General features: G+C 37.6%; 15 protein-coding genes. 2 read left to right on the top strand and 13 right to left on the bottom strand.

Annotated features, from left to right (window positions below):
• Window positions 1-559: 559 nt before the first annotated feature.
• From ACYSNQ_RS00005 to ACYSNQ_RS00025, 5 genes are all read right to left on the bottom strand, one after another.
• A complete protein-coding gene (locus tag ACYSNQ_RS00005) occupies window positions 560-2089 on the bottom strand; it encodes a HAMP domain-containing sensor histidine kinase (RefSeq protein WP_426080696.1) in 1530 nt (509 codons plus the stop codon).
• Window positions 2086-2772: a response regulator transcription factor gene (locus ACYSNQ_RS00010; protein WP_426080698.1), complete on the bottom strand. Its 687-nt coding sequence runs from the start codon at window positions 2770-2772 to the stop codon at window positions 2086-2088. Before ACYSNQ_RS00010 ends, ACYSNQ_RS00005 begins: the two co-directional genes overlap by 4 nt.
• A 227-nt stretch (window positions 2773-2999) precedes the next feature.
• Window positions 3000-4421 carry an NADP-dependent phosphogluconate dehydrogenase gene (gene gndA, locus ACYSNQ_RS00015; RefSeq protein WP_426080699.1) on the bottom strand — a complete coding sequence of 474 codons (1422 nt, stop codon included), beginning with the start codon at window positions 4419-4421 and terminating at the stop codon, window positions 3000-3002.
• 448 nt (window positions 4422-4869) lie between these two features.
• Window positions 4870-5049, bottom strand: coding sequence for a 50S ribosomal protein L32 (gene rpmF / locus ACYSNQ_RS00020; RefSeq protein ID WP_426080700.1), 180 nt, complete (start codon window positions 5047-5049; stop codon window positions 4870-4872).
• A 67-nt stretch (window positions 5050-5116) separates the two neighbouring features.
• A complete protein-coding gene (locus tag ACYSNQ_RS00025; protein ID WP_426080701.1) occupies window positions 5117-5674 on the bottom strand; it encodes a YceD family protein in 558 nt (185 codons plus the stop codon).
• 158 nt (window positions 5675-5832) lie between these two features.
• On the opposite strand from ACYSNQ_RS00025, the gene ACYSNQ_RS00030 reads away from it, so the two are divergent.
• Entirely contained in the window at window positions 5833-6621 is a 789-nt protein-coding gene (locus tag ACYSNQ_RS00030) for an ABC transporter ATP-binding protein (protein WP_426080702.1), read from the top strand.
• A 94-nt stretch (window positions 6622-6715) separates the two neighbouring features.
• On the opposite strand, the gene ACYSNQ_RS00035 is transcribed toward ACYSNQ_RS00030, so the two are convergent.
• The 5 genes from ACYSNQ_RS00035 to ACYSNQ_RS00055 are packed head-to-tail and all read right to left on the bottom strand — an operon-like array spanning window position 6716 to window position 13168.
• A complete protein-coding gene (locus ACYSNQ_RS00035) occupies window positions 6716-10216 on the bottom strand; it encodes a WxL domain-containing protein (RefSeq protein WP_426080703.1) in 3501 nt (1166 codons plus the stop codon).
• On the bottom strand, window positions 10217-10555 hold the full coding sequence (locus tag ACYSNQ_RS00040; protein WP_426080704.1) for a hypothetical protein: 339 nt from the start codon (window positions 10553-10555) through the stop codon (window positions 10217-10219).
• 49 nt (window positions 10556-10604) lie between these two features.
• Window positions 10605-11741: a DUF916 and DUF3324 domain-containing protein gene (locus ACYSNQ_RS00045; protein ID WP_426080706.1), complete on the bottom strand. Its 1137-nt coding sequence runs from the start codon at window positions 11739-11741 to the stop codon at window positions 10605-10607.
• 24 nt (window positions 11742-11765) lie between these two features.
• Complete coding sequence (locus tag ACYSNQ_RS00050; protein WP_426080707.1) at window positions 11766-12440, bottom strand: WxL domain-containing protein; 675 nt, start codon at window positions 12438-12440, stop codon at window positions 11766-11768.
• 23 nt (window positions 12441-12463) lie between these two features.
• Complete coding sequence (locus ACYSNQ_RS00055) at window positions 12464-13168, bottom strand: WxL domain-containing protein (protein WP_426080708.1); 705 nt, start codon at window positions 13166-13168, stop codon at window positions 12464-12466.
• 419 nt (window positions 13169-13587) lie between these two features.
• On the opposite strand from ACYSNQ_RS00055, the gene ACYSNQ_RS00060 reads away from it, so the two are divergent.
• Window positions 13588-14391 carry a LytTR family transcriptional regulator DNA-binding domain-containing protein gene (locus ACYSNQ_RS00060; RefSeq protein WP_426080709.1) on the top strand — a complete coding sequence of 268 codons (804 nt, stop codon included), beginning with the start codon at window positions 13588-13590 and terminating at the stop codon, window positions 14389-14391.
• 167 nt (window positions 14392-14558) lie between these two features.
• On the opposite strand, the gene pyk is transcribed toward ACYSNQ_RS00060, so the two are convergent.
• The 3 genes from pyk to dnaE all read right to left on the bottom strand — a co-directional run bounded on the left by pyk (window position 14559) and on the right by dnaE (window position 20845).
• Window positions 14559-16316 (bottom strand): pyruvate kinase, encoded by a 1758-nt coding sequence (gene pyk / locus ACYSNQ_RS00065; RefSeq protein ID WP_426080710.1) that lies wholly within the window; start codon window positions 16314-16316, stop codon window positions 14559-14561.
• Window positions 16317-16382: 66 nt separating this feature from the next.
• Window positions 16383-17345, bottom strand: a complete 963-nt coding sequence (gene pfkA / locus ACYSNQ_RS00070) for a 6-phosphofructokinase (RefSeq protein ID WP_426080711.1) — start codon at window positions 17343-17345, stop codon at window positions 16383-16385.
• 173 nt (window positions 17346-17518) lie between these two features.
• A complete protein-coding gene (gene dnaE / locus ACYSNQ_RS00075) occupies window positions 17519-20845 on the bottom strand; it encodes a DNA polymerase III subunit alpha (RefSeq protein ID WP_426080713.1) in 3327 nt (1108 codons plus the stop codon).
• Window positions 20846-20918: the final 73 nt, after the last annotated feature.

The raw sequence follows: 20918 nt of genomic DNA on the forward strand, positions 1-20918 counted from the left end.
GTTTTCAAAGGTCTACATCATTGCCTCGCAGCAACTTTTATATCTTATCAAATCTCCGATAAGATGTCAACTCTTTTTTTGAAAAAGTTTTAAGTTGATGGAACTCGGCAATCCGTTGTTGTGTTTCGTAACAACTGTTTCAGTTTATCAGCTTCTTTGTTATTTGTCAATAACTTTTTTACTGATAAATCAACTTTCTACAGCCATCATTTTTTTAACGCTTTGTTATCTTATCATGAAGATTCTGTTTTCGTCAAGATAAAACTAAAATCTTTTTTTATCTCTCAGAACATGTAATAATATATCAATTCTATTCTAAAAAAGCAACTATAATTTCACTTTTTCTTAGGCTTTTTTTAGATAGCGAACAAACTAAATATATGAGGTAAAAGCATTCGCTTTTTTATTCGTATTTTTTACATTTCGTGATTAATTATTCGGCGAACTTCGGAAAAATATTCTCTTTCCTGAATTATCTCATCTATCAATTCTTACAATTTTTATTCTAATTGAAACTCATTTGGTTTTCACTCCAATTAAAATTTAGAAACCACTTCTTTTATGAAGTGGTTTCTAAAACGTCTATAGCGATGTCTTTAACAATTGGGATATAAATTCGGAAAATCGTTCCTTGATTTATTACACTTTCAGCATCAATTCTACCTTTGTAGCTTTCAACTAATTGTTTGGCGATTGATAGTCCCAGACCGTTTCCGCCTTTATTTCTTGCTCTAGCTTTATCTACTCTATAAAAACGATTAAATATTTTTTTGAGTTCTTCTTCTGTGATTCCTTCACCAAAGTCTTGTATTGCTATCTCAAATTCGTTAAACGAACGCGAAATAGAAATGTGTACTTCTTTTCTATCTGTGGAATATTTTACTGCATTATCCAAAATAATAATTAGCAATTGTTCAAAATGGTTACGGTAAATTCCTAAAACTACTTCATTCTGCAAATCATCATCTAAGGTCATCCTAAAATCAGGGTAAAGAATTTTAAAGTTGTTAAAGACCTGATAAACAACCTCTTTAGCATTGGATACATGGTTTGCATATTGAACATCCACTTGTTCTGCTCTTGAAAGATCCAGCATCTCCTGAACCAGACTTTTCATTCGAACAATTTCCTGAAGACTGGCTTTCAACGATTCATCTAGAATTTCCGGGTCTTCTTTTCCCCAACGGTTTAGCAGATTTAAATGCCCTTCTATAATAGCTACTGGGGTTCTCAATTCGTGAGAGACATCTTCAACAAACTGTTCTTGCTGTTCGATGTATCTTCTCATTCGATCCAGCATTTCATTAAAGATTCCAGCTAAATCGGCAAGTTCATCTCTTGATTGAATCGCAGGCACATGAGCATCGGACTGGGGATTCTTTCTGACAATCTCCATTGTATCTCTCAAAAGTTTTAATGGTTTTAGGAAATAAGAAGATAGCAGGAATCCCAACACACTACTTAAAATGAGAGAGATACATTCTAATAGGATTAATGTAAAAAGCAATCGGCTTCGTATTTCATAAAAAGATGATAGCTCATAAAAGGCCTGTACGTAGCCTACTTTTTGACGGGCACTTTTAGAGTTAACTGGTTGAATCATCAAAAAGCCGGTATCTTCTCCTATTGTTTCAATTTTTGCTTCCTGCTTTTCTTTTCCTAATAACACAGTTGGTTTTTTTTGTGTTTCAAATAGAAGCAATCCATTAGTATCATAAATAGATAGAAAAAGTGCTGGAGCCCCTAGCTCAGCTATCACATTATCCATCTCCAGTAATGTACCTACAGCAGTTCGCTGATTGTATTCACCAATTTCCGAAGGCGTTGGCGTCTTTATTGCTTCATATACTTCAGTAACAGTCAGTTCGTTTTCAGCATTAGATAGTCGATTAGTTACTTCAATAACAATTCTTTCCAGATTTTCCTGTTCTTTTTCAACAATGAGGTTGACAGATGTTTTATAGGTTATTACTGCAAAGATTGTAAATACAACGAATATAAAGAAAGAACTTGCCAGAGCCCACTTGACAGTCAAAGAGGGCCCTTTCAGTTCTCGTTTTACTATTTCTTTAAATCGGCTCTTTCTCACGAGCGCATCACATAACCTGTTCCCCGAACCGTTTGAATATAGCTTTCTTCTCCGGGAACATCAATTTTGTTGCGCAGGTAACGGATATAAACATCTACAACGTTCGTTTCTACTTCCGTTTCATAGCCCCACACTTTATTTAAGAGAACATCTCTTGCAAGTACCACATTAACATTCTCCATTAATGTCAGCAATAGTTCATATTCTCTTTTTGTCAACTCAATCATTTCAGAGTTGCGGCGAACAACACGATTTTCTTTTTCAATCGTCAAATCACGATACGTAATTGTTGTCTGCTTTGCAATATTTTTGTCCCCTTCAATGTCAATTCGGCGAAGAAGCGCGCGCAAGCGGGCTAACAATTCTTCAATGGCAAAAGGTTTTACAATGTAATCATCTGCTCCGTGGTCCAGACCAGAAACGCGATCAATCACAGAATCTCGTGCAGTCATCATAATAATAGGAGTATTTTTCACTTGACGCACACGACGGCACACTTCAAGTCCATTTAATTCGGGCAACATCAAATCCAGTAATATTGCATCCCAATCGCCACTTAAAGCGGCCTCCAAACCTGTCCGTCCGTTATAGTGAACTTCAGTCACATATCCTTCATGCTTCAACTCCAACTCAACGAAACGGGCTAGGTTTTTTTCATCTTCAATAATTAGAATATTGCTCATTGATTCGTTATCCTTTCTCTCATAGCAGCCATTTTCAGCTTTTCAATTATACCTACTTTTTATATAAAAAGCCAGTAAAACTAGTTTTCCTCTCATTTACATGATTTTCTTATATAAATCCAGATTTTTAGCATGGGGTATATACAATCATAGTACCCGCTGAAAAGCCGTGAAATCTCTCGAAAATATTTGCCGCACAGCTTTGGATTAGCGAAAACAACGATTTCTTATTCTTCATTGTACCAGCTGTAATGATAAATTCCTTCTTTATCAGTTCTTTCGTACGTATGTGCACCAAAGTAATCACGCTGTGCCTGAATCAGGTTTGCTGGCAAACGATCAGAACGATAAGAGTCATAGTAAGCAATAGCGGAAGCAAAAGTCGGAACCGGCACCCCGGCTTGAACCGCCATTCCCACAACATCACGAACAGACTGTTGATATTTTTTAGTAACCTCTACAAAATAGTCATCCAACAGCAGGTTCTCAATTTCCGGATTTTTTTCGTAGGCATCTGTAATCTTTTGAAGAAATTGTGCTCTGATGATACAACCAGCTCGCCAGATTTTCGCAATATCACCAAATGGAAGATCCCACTCATTTTCCTGTGAAGCTACACGCAACTGTGCAAATCCTTGAGCGTAACTCATGATTTTACTGAAATACAAAGCTTCCCGGATTTTTTCAACCAGTTCTTTTTTATCTCCTTGATAATTATAAGCAGCTGGCTTAGAAAGAATTTTAGATGCTTTCACACGTTCTTCCTTATAAGCAGAAATGAAGCGGGCAAATACTGATTCAGTGATCAGCGGAAGCGGCACACCCAAATCTAATGCGCTTTGGCTTGTCCATTTACCAGTTCCTTTATTTCCAGCGGCATCAAGAATAACATCGACGATTGGTGCATCCGTTCCTTCATCATCTTTACGCGTCAGAATATCTGCTGTAATCTCAACTAGATAACTATCCAGTTCGCCTTCATTCCATTCTTTAAAAATATCTGCCATTTCATCAACAGACAGACCAAGAATATTCTTCATCAAATCGTAAGATTCAGCAATTAACTGCATATCTCCGTATTCAATACCATTATGAACCATTTTTACATAGTGACCGGCTCCATTAGGACCAATATAAGTCACACAAGGTTCGCCGTCTTCTGCTTTTGCAGAAATTTTTTCAAGGACTGGTGCTACTAACTCATAGGCTTCTTTTTGTCCGCCAGGCATAATTGACGGTCCCTTCAATGCCCCTTCTTCTCCGCCAGATACCCCTGTTCCGATAAAGTTAATACCAGAGTTCGCTAGTTCTTCATTTCTACGCATGGTATCTTTGAAAAACGTATTACCGCCATCAATTAGAATATCCCCTTTATCTAAATGAGGAAGCAGTTCTTGAATCGTTGCATCTGTAGCAAAGCCTGCTTTAACCATCAACATAATGCGACGCGGTTTTTCAATTGAATCGACAAATTCTTCAATTGTATAGGTTGCTTTAAAATTTTTATCCGGATGTTCTTCGACCACTTCGGTTGTTTTAGAACCTGTCCGGTTGAACAATGCAACAGAGTACCCTCTGCTTTCAATATTCAAAGCCAAATTTTTTCCCATTACGGCCATTCCCACTACGCCAAATTGCTGTTTTGTCATCATACATCCTCCCACTTACTAAAAACTCTAAAATTCATTACAATCTATTTTATTATAGCTTAATTTCTAAGTATTGGAAACAAAATCGTTTGAATTTCCAATGGTTCCGCCCTTAAATACAAATGAGCTGTTGGTGAAAAAAACATTCTAACTATAAACTTAATTCGGTTAAAAATTGAAAAAGTTATTTTTTTAAACCGCTTCTTATCATATGGAGGGGTGACTCTTTTCTATTCTTTGACATGCAGCATCTGAAAAAACTGGAAGTAATTTAAGATATCAATCGATGTCAGCTCTTTATTCCATCATTTCGGAAAACACTCTTTGGATATACAAGAAATCACTTAGTTCTATAGACAGTCACTGCTGAAACTCCAAGTCTTATAATAAAAAATCCCTTAGGCTCCATGGTTAGCCTAAGGGATTTTAACATTTTCTAAAAAATGTTTTATGCTTCTGTTGACATTACATTTTTACCATCGTAATGACCACATGCTGGACATACGTGATGGCTCTTTCTCATTTCTCCGCAGTTTGAGCATGCGTTCAAACCTTTGATTGTCAATTTGTAATGTGTACGGCGTTTTGCCTTTTTAGCTTTAGAAGTTCTTCTAGCTGGTACTGCCACTGTTGTTCCACCTCCTTGTAAAAATCTGTGTATACAATATACACAATATATTCCAATCTTGAACTAATTAATCATCTAAGTCATCATTCAATAATTCAGATAATTTAGCAAGACGAGGATCAATCGTTTCTGTTGCTTCTATCTCACGCTGCTGGACATATTCTTCTTCTGAGATAACTTCCCAATCATTTCCTTTAGGCATGTCTTTGCTTTCTTTTTCTGCTTTAGACAATACCTGCAATGGAATTCCCAGCAAAATGTTATCTTCTACAGATTCTGTCAAATCAATCGTTTCAGTATCTAGCAGAATGATTTCTTCAGCGGATAATCGTTCATCTTTCCCTTGGAACTGTTCTTTCGTCATAAATACTTCGTCAACAGTTAACTCCAAAGGCAGTTCTACCGGATCCAAAGACCTAGAAGATGGTACTGTTAGGATAGTCGTCAATTTATAGAATAATAAATAGCCGCTTTTTTCTACTGTCAGCATTCCATTTACCTTTACCGAAGTAATATCAAGAATTTGTTTGTCTCTGTTCATTAAGGACTGTTTTACATCAAGAACTTCTTCAAATTCCAGAGGTCTTTCCTGATATTTATTCAATTCTAATAATGACCATTTCATCTTTATCACTCCTAAGCAACAAAAGCTATTATACAGGGGGATAGACCCTTTGTCAATGAAATTTTCTTTGCGGCTTTCTTTCTCTTGTTTTCAAAAAAACTGTTATCTCATTTTATTTTAATGGTAAACTAATAGATAAGAATAGAGGAGGCCCGCTTATGACAATCATTAACTGCAGCAATCTTTCACTAATAAGAGAAAAGAAGGTTCTTTTGAATTCTATCAATTGGAACGTTAACAATCAAGAGCATTGGGCGATACTCGGTTTAAATGGTGCCGGAAAAACCTTACTCCTGCAAATTATTACTGGGTATCTCTGGCCCACTTCAGGTTCTATTACTGTTTTGGGGCAAAAATTTGGTAAAAGCTCTATCCCACAACTTCAGAGAAAAATAGGCTGGGTCAGTACAGCATTACAGCAGAGAATGCATGAAAATGAAACGGCAGAACGAATTGTATTATCCGGAAAATTTGCCAGTATCGGTCTCTATGAAGCATACACTCCGCAGGAGGCCGCAGCAGCAAAAGAAATTTTAATCAACGCAGATGGAGGTTCTCTAATTGGAAAAGAATACCGCGTACTGTCTCAAGGAGAACGGCAGCTTGTTTTGATTTGTCGAGCGCTAATGACAAATCCAGAGTTACTGATTCTTGACGAACCCTGCAATGGTTTAGACTTATTTGCTCGCGAGAGACTACTAAAACAAATTCAATTGATTGCACAACAACCTACATGTCCCACAATACTTTATGTAACCCATCATACAGAAGAAATACTCCCATGTTTTCAACAGCTGCTGCTTTTAAAAAAAGGACAGATTTTTGCTAAAGGGTTGAGACAAACGTTGTTTAATCAGTCTGTCTTAACTGATTTTTATGAGGAACCTATTCAGCTGGTGTCTCTAGAAAACAATAGGATCGCTGTTTTTCCTGCTGTAAATATATAAATTTTACTGTAATATATTAAATCACCACAAAAAAGCTGGTTTTCTGTCCAGCTTTTTTGTGGTGATTTAATCCTTCTTCAACGCATTAAAGATATCAACTCCCTGGCGTTGTTGTTAACGTCCAGTTAACCGTTGTAGTATATTCTTTATTCGGCTTAGCAGTACCCCCGTTTACCTTAATCGTTACCTCCTCGGGATTCCAAACTTTTGTTGAAATCTTTTTCCCGGCTTGCCCATCAGCCTTGGCTGAAAAAACAGTTTTAGCGGATGTAGTGATTTCAAGTTCGCTCCCTGTAATGCTCCCATCTGTTACCTGTGCAGCTCCTGTTCTTGTGTTGTAAAATTCTCCCGCCGGCAATGTAATAAATGCACCTGTCAGCTGCTCATCTCCTGATGAAAATGCTCTAGTCATTTCAGCAGTTAAAGACCAGCCATGAACTGTTAAGCGGTCGTCCGATATCTGCACCCATTGTTTAGACAGCTCTTCACTGCTCGTGTTTTTAGGCTTTTGAGCGTAATAGGTACTGTCTTGAATAGCGGCAGTGACATTCCCAAAGTCAAAAACACTTGGAATGTAGTCTAAACGTAATGTTCCCCGATTCCCCGTACCGCCGTTTTCCGATCCATTTGGAGGCAGACTGCCTTCTACAGGATTTTCTGGATTTACAGGTCCTGAAGGTCCTTCATTTACAACAAAAACTGAGATTTCTTTCTCCAAATCTTGAGATAAACCATTTTCTACAGTTGCGCTTACTCCAAGCTTTATCTGATAAATCCCACTTCCAGATGTCGCCTCCAATCCAGCTAGGTCAGTCACCTTGATTTGATCAGTCAATTCCAAGCGGCGTCCGTTACTAATCGTTTCAGCTGCTGCATTTCCCATAGAAAGGATATATCTTTTTATCTCATCCTCTGAAAAATGACTCAGTGTATCCTTATAAATTGTTACATCATCTGCAGTTAAACTAGCTATCTGCTCTCTGACAATCAGCTGTGCCTTAACAGTTGTTGCATTTCCAGCTTCATCCTTTACTAGGACATCGAGTTCATACTCGCCCGCAGCCAGCATGTAACCTTCTACTTGCTCACGGTTGACATACTCATAGTAAAACTGCTGGTTCGAAGGATTACTGTCCTCAGGATTTTTTATAAACAGCTCAGGATTTGGAGCTGGTGTATCTTTTACAGCATAAACGGTTTCAGCTGAAGCTGTAGGAGGTGTTTCATCCACTACAGTTTGAGTTAATTCTAAATATTTTCCTTCTTTAAAGGCATAAACCGCAAGTTCACTTCCTGATTTAAAGTATTTTCCTTCTGGTAGTGTATAACTGTAGTGCCCTTGATCATTTGCCTGTAAAGTAAAATTATCAGTGAATTTCGGATTGGCTTCACCTGGATTAGTTACTGGACTAATAAGCTGGTTGTCCGCTGGATCAATCACTGGCTCAAAAGAGGAATTCGCTGGAATATCTTGAATTCGGACATATGCATTAGGACTAGTTATTCCATACACAGTTTGAGATCCTGCATCAACTTCATTATCTGTAGCTCGTGAATCAATAATCAAATCTACATCAGGAATATACTCAAACTGCACTCTTTGTACATTACGTGTTGAGAAGTCGGTCTCAAAGCGGTTAATCATTTCTTCTGTTAATGAGCTGGCACTTTCAAATTCTGTAGTGTAATTATTATATCTAAGCTTCACTCCAAACATTGGACTCCAACTGTCTGAAGGATTATCCAGCAAATTGTCTCTATTCCACATGTTCACCTTTTGAATATCGACATCCAAAATCCCTCTTTGAGAATAGTAAGGCGCCATATTAATCAGCCCATTTTGATCATTTGTACCCGATATTTCCCCCAATTTTTGTAAATTCACATATTGTGCATCTGAAAATTCAAATACTGCTTGAGGTGAGGTAAAATTCAGCAAATAATGGGAAGCTGAAGTGCTATCGCTTACAATATTGAAAATTCCCAACTTTTCAACTATAAACTTAGCTTCTCCAACTGCGTTAATAATTGGTGCGTTAGAAGCGTTCATCCCTGTGGATTGGATATCTAATTTTCCTTCCCTGCCAACTTCCAGAATTGCTTTTGACTCAAGCTGAACCAGGCTTACTGCACCAGTATGCCCATATGCTCGAATATTTAACTCCGCTCTAGACCCAATTTCTACTTTTGAGCTTTCTGAATTTAAATGCAGACTTCGATCATCTAAACGACCTGGTGGAACATTCAGATTAAGTTTAGAGTCTCTCCTTAAAAGTAAGTTTCCACTATCTATTAATACATTTGCTCCGTATGCTTCACCTACTACTGCATTCGGACCAGAGGTCAAAGTCACCTCTGCGCCTTCCTCAAGCACAAGTGAACCACCATTATATAACCGAATATTTCCAGAATTTAAAGTCGTTCCCTCAAAAGTAGTATTTGGCAATAGTGTCAAATTACAAATTTCCAAGTTCGCTTGACTGTCATTATAAATCTGCCAATTGCTTTGAAATGGACTTGTATAATTTTTTTCCTGAATATTTTTAACAGTGCCAGACATAAATACTTGTCCCCATGGAGAATGAAGCAGTTCATTTCCAGTAGCTTCTATATTATGAAAAGTCAATTTTGATTTTGCTTCATTTCCATTCACTCCGTTTGATAAAATACTCAGTGTCATAAAACCATACCAATTGCCATGATAGGTTTTTAAATCTTTCCATACAATGTCCCAGCCATCTGTATTCGTACAAGTATTATCATTCGCACGTAAACAAACAGCTCGAAAGTCAATGGTATGCCCATTCCCTTCAATAACAACTTTACGGGCAATTCCAGTCCCATTTAAAGTTACAAAAGTCGCAGAGTTAGTCACATTATTTGTTGTGCCCAGTGTAAAATTGGAGATAGAAGATGGGCGAGGATTATCAGGAACTTCAAAGGAATCAGTTACATTGATTACTGAGACGCTTGTATCATTCATTCCAGTAACCAGCCCCTCCCAGCTGTTGACATCCATTATCCCATCCACTTGACTAGCCGTATAATCGATAGTTGTTTCAGGCGTTGTTACTTGTGGACTTTCATTAGCTGCTACTTGATTTTTTTCCAAGACATCTACAATAGGGAATGAATCAATAGTTTCTTCTATTTTTGGTTCTGTTAATAACTGAAGAGAAGCTGACGTATCTTTTTCACCAGATATCGATAACTTCTCCACAGTTAAACTGACTGGTTTCAACATATCAGCAGGAATAACCAGCTGAAAAATAGTCTCAAATCCATTCATTTTTATCTCTAATTGATGTCTTTCTTTATCATATAGAATTTGACTATCCTGATTTTTATCGATTATCTCTTGATAAACAGCTCCAACTGGCAATGGAACAATGTAACGATTTCCCTCAAGTGCTTGTTTGTCAACGAGCCTAATAGAAATCAGTTCCTCTTCAGAAAGCCATACTTCATCCGCACCGTCAATTGCTGTTAGTGCAAATGTTTCTGGTGAAGCCTTAATAGGAGTGAAGCGAAACACTGCGGCAAAAATGCCAGTTAGCAACACTAGCAGACAAATTACAGTTCCATTTTTCTTCATTTAAGCCTCACCTCCTGCAGATGATTGCTTCTCCATTTTTAAAAGCAGGTAAAGGATACTTGTTAGTAAAATGATTAAAAAGCCTATCAGCTTTATTCCTAGTTGAACAGTGTCTCCAGATTTCAAAAAACTGCCGCCTGCATTCTTCGAGATGACACCACTTTCATTTTCAGTTTTTTTCTCTCCTGATTCTTCTGTGCTTTGTAGCGGTTCCTCTGCCCAACCGTCAAATAGAATAGACACTTCGCTTTTTCCAGCAGAATCAGCATAACTGCTGACTGGTAGGGCATATACCAATCCTAGAAAAAGAAGCAGGAGAAGTACTATTATTTTTTTCAAGGTTAAACACCTCTTATTCTCTGTGGTTCGCTTTACACCGGTTAAGAAGTTAGCTTGATTTTTTACGCTTCTTATTGTTTGATTTTTTGCTATTCGGCTTCTTGTTCGTGGATTTCTTTCTCTGCTTCTTTTTTGTCAACACATACGTAATTGCTAAAAGTAACAGGAACAAAAGAACAGAGCCTGCAATCAGCCAAGTCATATCCATTGATTCTGGTTGCGGATCATTGATTGCATTTTCATTATTTTTCTTCGCTTCATCTTGGGTAACAGTAAAGTGCTCCAACCATTCCCAAGTTTTACTACTCCATTTTGGATCCTGCGTTTTTACTATTAAACGCATAGAATATTCTCCAGCCTTCATCTGATCTTTTCCCAAAAATATTGGGAATGAAAACTTAGAATTAGGTGCCATAATCACATCTTCACTTGTATTTTTATAAAGAACTTCATACTCATCCTTTTTCATTACTTCAGCTTGAAAGCTCATTTTAGACATAATAGCAGCCTGATCATTTTGTACATTTGCAAAGAATGCTTTGTGATAGTTTCCTAACCCTTTGGTAATTCCTGTCAAATTAAGGTTGGGCTGCTCTATCTCTTTGTTTACGGTTAATTTAATAGCTAGCGCATAACTATACTTATTATTAATTTGAATACCAGATTGTTTCTTTTTTTCTGTTGTTTGATTTGCTTTTTCAAAATACCAAGAACCTAGAATAACACCATCTTTTGCCTCTTCCGGCACCATGATGACAGCAGTAACAATTTTTTCTCCATTGGCTGGAATTTCTGCTTTAATATCAGATGCTTGGATTTCTGTAAAATCATCCAGCTTAAACCTAAGAGATTCATCATAGCTATCCGCTTGAGAGGTGTATGCAATTTCACCATTTTCATTCGTATGCGCTGCATAAACAGCAGACTCAACAATAATCGGTTCAGAAGCAGTGTTGATAATCCGGGCTTTAATTTCTTTTCTTTCTCCAGGCCGTACAATTAAATCGTAAAAAGAGCTTTCAGAGTCTTCAGAATCGATTTTTTGAACGCTGTAGCCGATAGAACTGTCTTCAGTGTTAGTTTCTGCACTCGCATAGACAGGACATGATTGATTGAAAAACACCAGATAACAATAAAACAGGCTGAGGACAACTGTCCATCTTTTAGCTTTTCTCATCCTATTCATCACCGCTTCTTCCCCTCATTTATTTTATGGTGTTGCTACTGCTGCCAAAGTCCAAGTTATAGTAGCAGAATATCCTTTAGCTTTTGCAGTCATTCCCGGAATTTTTAGAGAAACCTGATCTCCAGCCCAGCTGCTGACAGAAGACATCTTACCAGCATTATTCTGATTTTCTGATTCAAAAACTGTATATTCTGTGGCTGCTACCATTGCGGCTTCAGTTGTTTGTAGGCCCGTTGGCGTAGCAGATCCAGTTAGTTCATTTTTAGCAGATCCTGCTGGGATAGTTAGGATTGATCCAGCCAAACCGTCTACATCATTTTCATCTAGAAATTCTGTACGCTGCGCTTTAACTGTCCAACCATTTTTATCTGTTCTTTTATCTGTTACTTGAATATATTGAACTCTATCTGTTGATTTCGCTTGATATGTTGTTTCAGTAACAGAAGCTTTTACTGTTCCAAAATCAAATTTAACAGGAATTACATCAAGAGATAGCGGTCCTGGATTTCCTGTTTCTTTATTGTGTCCATCACCTGGTGTTGCTGGCTGCGATGGATCATCAGGATCTTTCGCACCAGTTTCAGTCTGATCATTAGAAAAATGAATCTCACCAGGTGTTGTGTCTGCTAATACTGATAATGGAAAGAGACTTGTCATTAAAACCGTTGCTGCTGCACTAATTATTATTTTCTTTTTCATAATCAAAACACTCCTTATGTGTATTATGGATTTGCTACTGCGGTTAGTGTCCAAGTTAAGGTATTTGAATAATTACCAGCTTTTGCTGTATTTTCAGGAACTTTTAATCTTACTTGATTTGGTTCCCAAACTGTTACCGACTGACCTTTTCCAGTTGTCCTATCATCCGTCAAAGTTTTAAACAATGTTGCTTCCGACATATTGACTTCCACAGATTCAGTTTTCAAATTGGAATCAATGGCTGTTGGGGGAATATTTAAGCTGTTTCGAGCATCTCCAGCTGGCAAAATAAGGGTTGCTCCCATCAATGTGTAAGAGTCACTAGATAAATAGCGATCCTGTTTTACTGTAACCTTCCAACCATTAATTCCTGCATTTCTGGCATCTGTAATTTGAATATACTGTCTTACATGATCCCTTCCTTGTGAAATGCCTTCATAGATATGTTCAGACACATACATTTTTTGAACACCAAACTCAAAATTGATAGGAGCTACATCTATAGACAATGGGCCTGGGTTATTTGTTCCTGGGTTATAGGGGTCTACTGGTTGAAGTTTTTGACTAGGATCTTCCGGATTTACTGGAGGTGTAGGCGTATTATTTTCAGTCAACTCAATATGTCCGGAGGTTTCTCCTACAGATTGCGAAACTGCTTCCAACGGCTTTAATACAAGGAGACTCAAAATAAACATGATACAAACTAAGAATACTTTCTGCTTCTTCACCTCTAACACTTCCTTATTATCGCTCATTTTCCTATTAACACATTTCCACCTCCCTTGCTTTTCCTACAGCTCAGTCATATATGTGATTATTTAGCAGTACCCAATTAAAAAAATCACTTCCTCTTTTTCCCCTTATCAAAAATAAATAACTTTCATATTTTTATAGATTTTTTTTAATAATTTTCTTTGTATTCTTGAAGTGAACCCTCCAGCACCGATCAAACTTGATTGATTAGATGTTAGTTGACCAAACTTCATTCTATTAGATATATTTAAATTGTAAACATTATATATATCCTTACATTTAAATAATAAATACTTTTTTTTAAAATTAATATACCTTGTTGCAAATCCATCTCTTTTCTTTGCAATTTCGTCACCCTATCTGTTTGGTTACTGCTGTCGAAGGAGGATTAGCCATGCCTATACTTTATATCTATAATACAAACAATTTATTTTTAACAATAACTGAATCAATCATCGACAAACTTATTTCTACTAATTTTTTGAATATCAAAAAAATTGTTTTATGTGATACAAAAGAGAAACTCTTTAAGGCATCTAAGAATGAACCTGCAATCTTTTTAATTAATATTCGTTTTAATGAGCCAGATGAAGGTATCCACATCGGACAGACTCTTAGAAAAAGAGCTCCCAGAGGAAAACAAATCTATATTGTTCCCTCTGAAAAAGTAATTTTAAATCTTTTAGAACAAAATATTGAACCTTTCTCTTATCTTTTGAAAAATCGTTCTGTCACTTCTCCCGTATTTGAAGAATATCTTTTCATAACACTAAGAAAAGCCATTATAGCTTTGAACACGGAAAAACAAGAGGAAGATGTTCTCTTATTTCAAGACAGTCGCATAAGAAAAAAAATTAGTTACTCCGAATTACTTTATGTTGAGAATTTTTCTAGGGAAAGAAAAATTAAAGTAGTCACAACCACACAATCCTTTTTTGTAAATGTTTATTTAGGTAAAATAAAACATCAGTTCCATTCTCCTGTTTTTTTTACTGATTCACAATCATTAATTATCAATTTGAAACAAGTGGCTGAAATTCATACAGGGTCTTCCTATTTGCGCTTTAAAAATGAACTTTATTTACCAGTTTCTCCCTATCTCATGAAAAAAATAGTAAAGCATATTAAATGTTCAGAGACAGCCGATTATGTTCAATTCAAACAAAAAAAGAGCAGAAAAAAAATGAGCAGGACATAAACTCATCGAGTCATATCCCGCTCACATGGAATTTTGATAAGCGATGGGAACAGAAACAAGCCCTTTAAAAATAAGCCGAAATTCACAAAAATTTTGAAAAGCAATTTTTGTGAATTTCAGCCTATTTCTCAGGACTAAACACTTCCGTCCCATCTCTTATCTAATTATTAGATTGCTGTTGTAGCACCACGGTATACAATACCACGTCTAGGATCAACAGTAATTAATTCATCATTTGAAATCAAGTCAGTTGCTTCAACAGCACCAACAATTACTGGAATATCTTTAGCAATTGCTACAACTGCTGCATGAGAAGTCAAACCGCCTTCTTCAACAATCAAAGCAACAGCCTTATCAATAGCAGGCATATAATCTTTATCTGTTGTTTTCACAACTAAGATTGAACCATCAACCATATTTTGATTTGCTTCTGCTGCGGACTTAGCTACAACTGCTTTTGCAATTACAGCTTCTTCACCAATACCTTGACCTTGTGTAAGCTTAGATCCAATCATTTGAATCTTCATAAGGTTAGTTGTTCCTTTTTCACCAACTGGAACACCGGCAGTAATAATGATTAAGTCGCCTTCACTAGCAAAACCGTTGTCTTGAGAAATTTTTGTAGCTAATGTGAATACTTCATCTGTACTTGATGGTTTTTCAGCAACAACAGCTGAGACGCCCCAAGAAAGAGACAGGCTACGGGCTTTCTGTTCTGAGAAAGTAATCGCAACAATATGAGCTTTTGGACGGTATTTAGAAATCATGCGGGCTGTATGACCAGATTCAGTTGCTGCCACGATTGTTTGAATTCCTAAATTACGTGCTGTGTGCCCTACTGATTGACCAATCGCTTCTGTCATATCTGTTTTACTATAAAGTTTCAATGCAAATGCATCTTGATTCACTAATGCTTCTTCAGTACGAACAGCAATACGTGCCATTGTTTGAACAGCTTCTAATGGATAATCTCCCGCGGCTGTTTCACCAGAAAGCATAACCGCATCTGTTCCATCATAAATCGCATTTGCCACGTCATTCGCTTCAGCACGAGTTGGACGAGGATTACGCTGCATAGAATCCAACATTTGTGTCGCTGTAATTACCGGCTTACCAAGTGCATTACATTTTTTGATTAGTTCTTTTTGAGCAACTGGAACATCCTCAGTTGGAATTTCTACACCAAGGTCTCCACGAGCAACCATTAAACCATCAGAAATTTTTAGGATTTCGTCAATGTTGTCGATTCCTTCTTGGTTTTCGATTTTAGGAATGATTTGAATATGTGTTGCATCATGATCTTCCAAAATTTTAGTAATTTCCATTACGTCTGTTGCACGACGAACGAAGCTTGCTGCGATGAAATCAACACCTTGTTCAATACCAAAACGGATATCCGCTGCATCTTTTTCAGTAATACCAGGAAGATTTACTGAAACTCCAGGAACGTTTACACCTTTTTTGTTTTTCAGAACACCTTCATTTTTAACTAATGTTACGATTTCGTTTGCATCACGGTCAATATCAGAAACTTCTAAATCAATTAATCCATCATCTAAAAGGATATGTGAACCAATAGTCACATCGTTAATCAATTCTGGATAAGTGATAGAGAATTTTTCATTTGTTCCTTGTACTTCAGTCATGGAAATGCGGATAACATCACCAGTTTTTAGTGTGATTGCGCCATTTTCCATATCGTTCGTACGGATTTCAGGACCTTTTGTATCTAGTAATATTGCTACTCTTTTTCCAGTGATTTTCATTGCTTCGCGAATATTTTTGATACGGTTGCCATGTTCTTCAAAATCTCCATGTGAGAAATTCAGACGGCAGACATTCATTCCCGCATTCATTAAGTCGACAAGCATTTCAACTGTTTCACTTGCTGGTCCAATCGTACATACGATTTTAGTTTTTTTCATTACCAAACGCTCCATTCGATTTTTTTATACAAAAGCTTAAAAGCCTAATATACAGTTTTCACTTTCTTAAAATGAAATTTCTTTATTCAAATCATAAAGAGATAAGTCAGGTTTATGTTTGTTGTTTTCCAGTGTATCAACGATATCAGCTGCAACTACTTTGTTGTCCAGCATACCGATGCACAAGCCGCCCTTGCCATCTTTAAGCAATTCTACAGCATAAGAGCCAAACTTGCTTGCTAAAACACGGTCTCTTGCACTTGGTGATCCACCGCGGACAACGTGTCCCAGAATGGAAACCCGTGTATGGAAATCGCCATAGGTAGACAGTTTATCTGCAAATTCATTGCCCCCCATTACACCTTCAGCAAGAACAATTAGGCAATGTTTTTTCCCACGGTCACGACCATCTTGAATTCGTTTAGCAACAGTAGCCATGTCAAAGTCATGCTCAGGAATAATGATCTCATCTGCTCCGCCGGCAACGCCAGACCAAAGAGCGATATCCCCTGCGTCGCGTCCCATCACTTCGATAACGAATGTACGTACATGAGATGTTGCTGTATCACGAATACGGTCAATAGATTCAAGAACTGTATTAATCGCTGTATCAAAGCCAATTGTGAAGTCTGTTCCTGGAATGTCATTATCGATAGTTCCTGGAATCCCCACAGCTGGATAGCCGCGTTTTGTCAAAGCCATCGCCCCATGATAAGAGCCGTCTCCGCCAATTACAACTAAACCTTCAATTCCGAATTTTTTCAACTGTTCAATTCCTTTTAGCTGACCTTCTTCAGTTGCAAATTCCGGGTAACGTGCTGAATAAAGGAACGTTCCTCCACGCTGAATCTTGTCACCAACATCTGCAATATCCAAACGACGAATATCTCCAGCTACTAGTCCGGCAAAACCGTAGTTGATTCCATATACTTCAATACCATCAAAGATTGCTTTACGAACAACTGCACGAATCGCAGCGTTCATTCCCGGAGCGTCTCCTCCACTGGTTAAAATACCGATACGTTTCATTCGCTCTTTCACCTCATACTAAATATTATACTGCTGATAAAACGTTGCTGCTTTACCATTAACTATACAAAAATACCACGTCACCCATTTTACCATTAATAGTGCAAAATGTCTTGACTTAGAGTCAAAATTTTTGAAAAAAGTTGAAAGCGACTAGTAGTTTTTACTGAAACTTATTCGAAAACGACATTTTCTTTTCCCAAAAGGGTATTAAACGCTTCTTTTGCCTCTAAAGAATCAGTAATCCAGAAGCTTTTATCTAAAATGACTTTCTTTTTTTGATCTGCATAAAACAATACTACGGGGACAATCCCTGGAAATTGTTGGATAATCTTTTTTACTTCCTGCAGAACCGCTGGCGCCCCTTGTGACTGTTCTATTTTCAAATAGCAAGTTGTTGCACTAATTCCTGCTTCTAATGATGCGGCTTCTGCAATTTCATTCACTAGCACCTGCAGCTCCTGATTATACTTGCTTTTCTCAACCTTGCCCTCAACATAGTACACCTGATTTGGATGAACTGTCTGCCGCAGCGACCGGAAGACTGTTGGAAACAAAGTCAAAGATATAGAACCTGTACTGTCATCCCCTTCAACAAAAGCCATTTGTTCGCCTTTTTTAGTTCGGATAGTCCGCACATTTTTTACATAAATCAACAAACGAACCTGTTGGTTTTCCACAACATCATTGATTGATAGAATCTGCTTTAGTTTGATTAGCTTGGTAAACTCTTCAGCAGGGTGCCCGGATAAATAAACACCCAAATACTGTTCTTCCTGAGCCAGCTTTTCTTCAAGAGGATAGTCCTGAATCTCTTCTTCTTTCAGCTCTAATGTTTCGAAAAGATCTGAGCTGCCGCCGCTGTATATAATATTTTGAATTTTACTTTCCAACTGATTATCCAGCTGTCGTCGATTAGCCGTTAATTCATCAAAGGCACCAATCGCAATCAAAGGCGCAATATTTTCTTTCTTACGCCATTTTGCTGGAATGCGAAACAGAAACTGATCGAAACTTTGATAATGACCATTTTCTCTTCGTTCCTGCAGAATATCCTGAATGAAATCTCTTCTAATTCCTTTTAGAGAACTAAAGCCGAACATAATCTCATCTTGCCCCTTCAAATAAAAGCTATACTGACTATAGTTAATTGACGGGGCTAGTATCCGCACATTGTTCTTCTTTGCCTCATTAATATATTCTTTAATTTTATTTGGGTTATGACGAACCGAGTGAAGCAATGCCGCATAGAATGCCGCAGGATAATGTACTTTTAAGTAAGCCATTTGGAATCCAATAAAGGAATAAGCAAATGCATGAGAACGGTTAAATCCATAATTTGCAAAGCGTTCAATGTAATCATAAATCATATTGGCGGTTTCCTCAGAATACCCCTGATTTACGCCCCCTTGAACAAAATGACGCCGCTCCTGATCAAGAATGTCCTTCTTTTTCTTACTAATTGCTCTTCGTAAAATATCTGCTTGACCTAGACTAAAGCCCGCCATTTTTGCAGCCACCTGCATAATCTGTTCCTGATAGACAATTACGCCATAAGTATTTTCTAAAATAGGCTGTAAAGAAGCATCTGGATAATCAATTGGCTCGATACCTTTTTTTCTTCGAATAAATAAATCAATGTTCTGCATTGGTCCCGGACGGTACAGAGCGTTAACCGCTGCAATATCTTCAATACTGGTTGGTCCTAACTTTCTTAAAACGTTGCGAATTCCGGCGGATTCAAACTGAAACACACCACTTGTCTCTCCCCGTTGAAACAAGGCCAGGGTCTCTCCATCATCAAAAGGAATATCGCTTAATTTTAATTCTTTTTTATAGATTTTTCTGATTGCTTTGAGTGTATCGTCAATGATTGACAAGTTTCTTAAACCTAGAAAATCCATTTTCAGCAAACCGATTTTTTCTACATCATTCATGGTGAACTGAGTCAGCAAAATATTATTAGTCCCAGTCTGCAGCGGAACCAGCTCCAGCAAATTTTTATCACTGATAACCACACCTGCTGCATGGGTAGAAACATGACGGGGGAGACCTTCCAAACGAACAGCAGTATCAAACAACAGCTGATTAACTTCTGAACTTTCCACAAGCTCTACAAGTTTTTTTGATTCCTGATAAGCTTGCTTCAACGTTATTTTTAATGTACTAGGTACGGCCTGAGACCAGCGGTTGGATTCACTTTGAGACAAGCCAAACACTCTAGCAGCATCTCGTAAAACCATCTTGGCTGCCATCGTCCCAAACGTTGCAATTTGTGCCATATGATGATGTCCATATTTCTCCTGAACATAAGCTAGAACCTGTTCCCGTTTATTATCAGGAATATCCAAATCTATATCAGGCATCGAGTAGCGTTCCGGATTTAAAAAACGTTCAAAAAGTAAATCATACTGGATTGGATCCACATCTGTAATCGACAGTACATAGGAGACAAGTGAACCAGCTGCTGATCCTCGTCCAGCACCAGTGACGATTTTATTTTTGTGAGCGAATGCCATTACATCCCATACAATCAAAAAATAGTCGTCAAACCCCATACTATGAATGATTGATAACTCTTTTTCCAAACGCTCCTGATACTCTGGAGTCACCTGCAGCACCCGTTGCGATAAACATTCATTACAAAGCTGTCGCAGATATTCTCCCGCTGGCAAATTATCAGGAACTGGATAATGAGGTAATAATTTCTGGTGCAGAGGTAATTCAAAACGGCAGTTTTCTGCCAGTTTACGGGCATTCTCTGTACCTTCTCTGCCAATCAGCTCTGTCAGCTGATTCTCAGCTTCCTCTGCTGTTCTCAGATAATAGGGACCATCAATTTCAGCTTCTTTTTGGTTTACCTCCATTGGTGTGCCAGATTCAATATGTTCAAGTACCCGTAAAGCGAAACCATCCTCTCGAACCAGATATCTTGTTTCCTGCAGTGCTATAATTGGGTAGCTTCGGCTGCGGATGAATTCAAACAAAAGAGGATCAGTTACGGGATTGCACATGAAAGAGGCTCCAATGAAAAACGACTCGGCATCGATTACTGCCAACAGTTCATTCAGCTCCCTGTCTATCTCTTCCGCATTTTTTTCCTGAAAATAATTTACAACGCCTTTATCACTAGGCATAACAACATACAAATCAGTCAGCAAACTGGAAAAACTGCTAAATTTCAACGCTGCTTCATTTGTCATTCTCATGCTGGAAATACGCATGAGATTTTGATAGCCCTGCTGATTCTTTGCATATAATATTAACTGAACTTTTTGATCACTAATCTCAGGTGTATATTCCAGTGTCATGCCGATGACGGGTTTAATATTTTCTGCCAGACAGGCTTCGTAAAATTCAACAGCTCCATGAAGAACGTTGATATCAGATATACCTAAATAGTGATACCCGTACTGCTTCGCTTTCTTAACAAATTCTGCAATTCTGATGGTACTGGAAAGCAGAGAATACGAGGTAATTGTATATAGCTGCGGAAACATTTGAAACCCTCCTTATGAAATAAATTTCCTCTTTCTTTACAATAAAAAAAATTGTGCTAAACTAGTAGCTAGA

The sequence above is a fragment of the Enterococcus sp. LJL51 genome, from assembly GCF_054871795.1.

What these genes read in the sequence shown, in the direction of transcription:
- ACYSNQ_RS00060 (WP_426080709.1), top strand. Translation starts at nt 13,588, where the DNA reads ATGCCTATACTTTATATCTATAATACAAACAATTTATTTTTAACAATA.
- gndA (WP_426080699.1), bottom strand. Translation starts at nt 4,421, where the DNA reads ATGACAAAACAGCAATTTGGCGTAGTGGGAATGGCCGTAATGGGAAAA.
- ACYSNQ_RS00050 (WP_426080707.1), bottom strand. Translation starts at nt 12,440, where the DNA reads ATGAAAAAGAAAATAATAATTAGTGCAGCAGCAACGGTTTTAATGACA.
- ACYSNQ_RS00025 (WP_426080701.1), bottom strand. Translation starts at nt 5,674, where the DNA reads ATGAAATGGTCATTATTAGAATTGAATAAATATCAGGAAAGACCTCTG.
- ACYSNQ_RS00010 (WP_426080698.1), bottom strand. Translation starts at nt 2,772, where the DNA reads ATGAGCAATATTCTAATTATTGAAGATGAAAAAAACCTAGCCCGTTTC.
- pfkA (WP_426080711.1), bottom strand. Translation starts at nt 17,345, where the DNA reads ATGAAACGTATCGGTATTTTAACCAGTGGAGGAGACGCTCCGGGAATG.
- ACYSNQ_RS00045 (WP_426080706.1), bottom strand. Translation starts at nt 11,741, where the DNA reads ATGAATAGGATGAGAAAAGCTAAAAGATGGACAGTTGTCCTCAGCCTG.
- pyk (WP_426080710.1), bottom strand. Translation starts at nt 16,316, where the DNA reads ATGAAAAAAACTAAAATCGTATGTACGATTGGACCAGCAAGTGAAACA.
- ACYSNQ_RS00035 (WP_426080703.1), bottom strand. Translation starts at nt 10,216, where the DNA reads ATGAAGAAAAATGGAACTGTAATTTGTCTGCTAGTGTTGCTAACTGGC.
- dnaE (WP_426080713.1), bottom strand. Translation starts at nt 20,845, where the DNA reads ATGTTTCCGCAGCTATATACAATTACCTCGTATTCTCTGCTTTCCAGT.
- ACYSNQ_RS00030 (WP_426080702.1), top strand. Translation starts at nt 5,833, where the DNA reads ATGACAATCATTAACTGCAGCAATCTTTCACTAATAAGAGAAAAGAAG.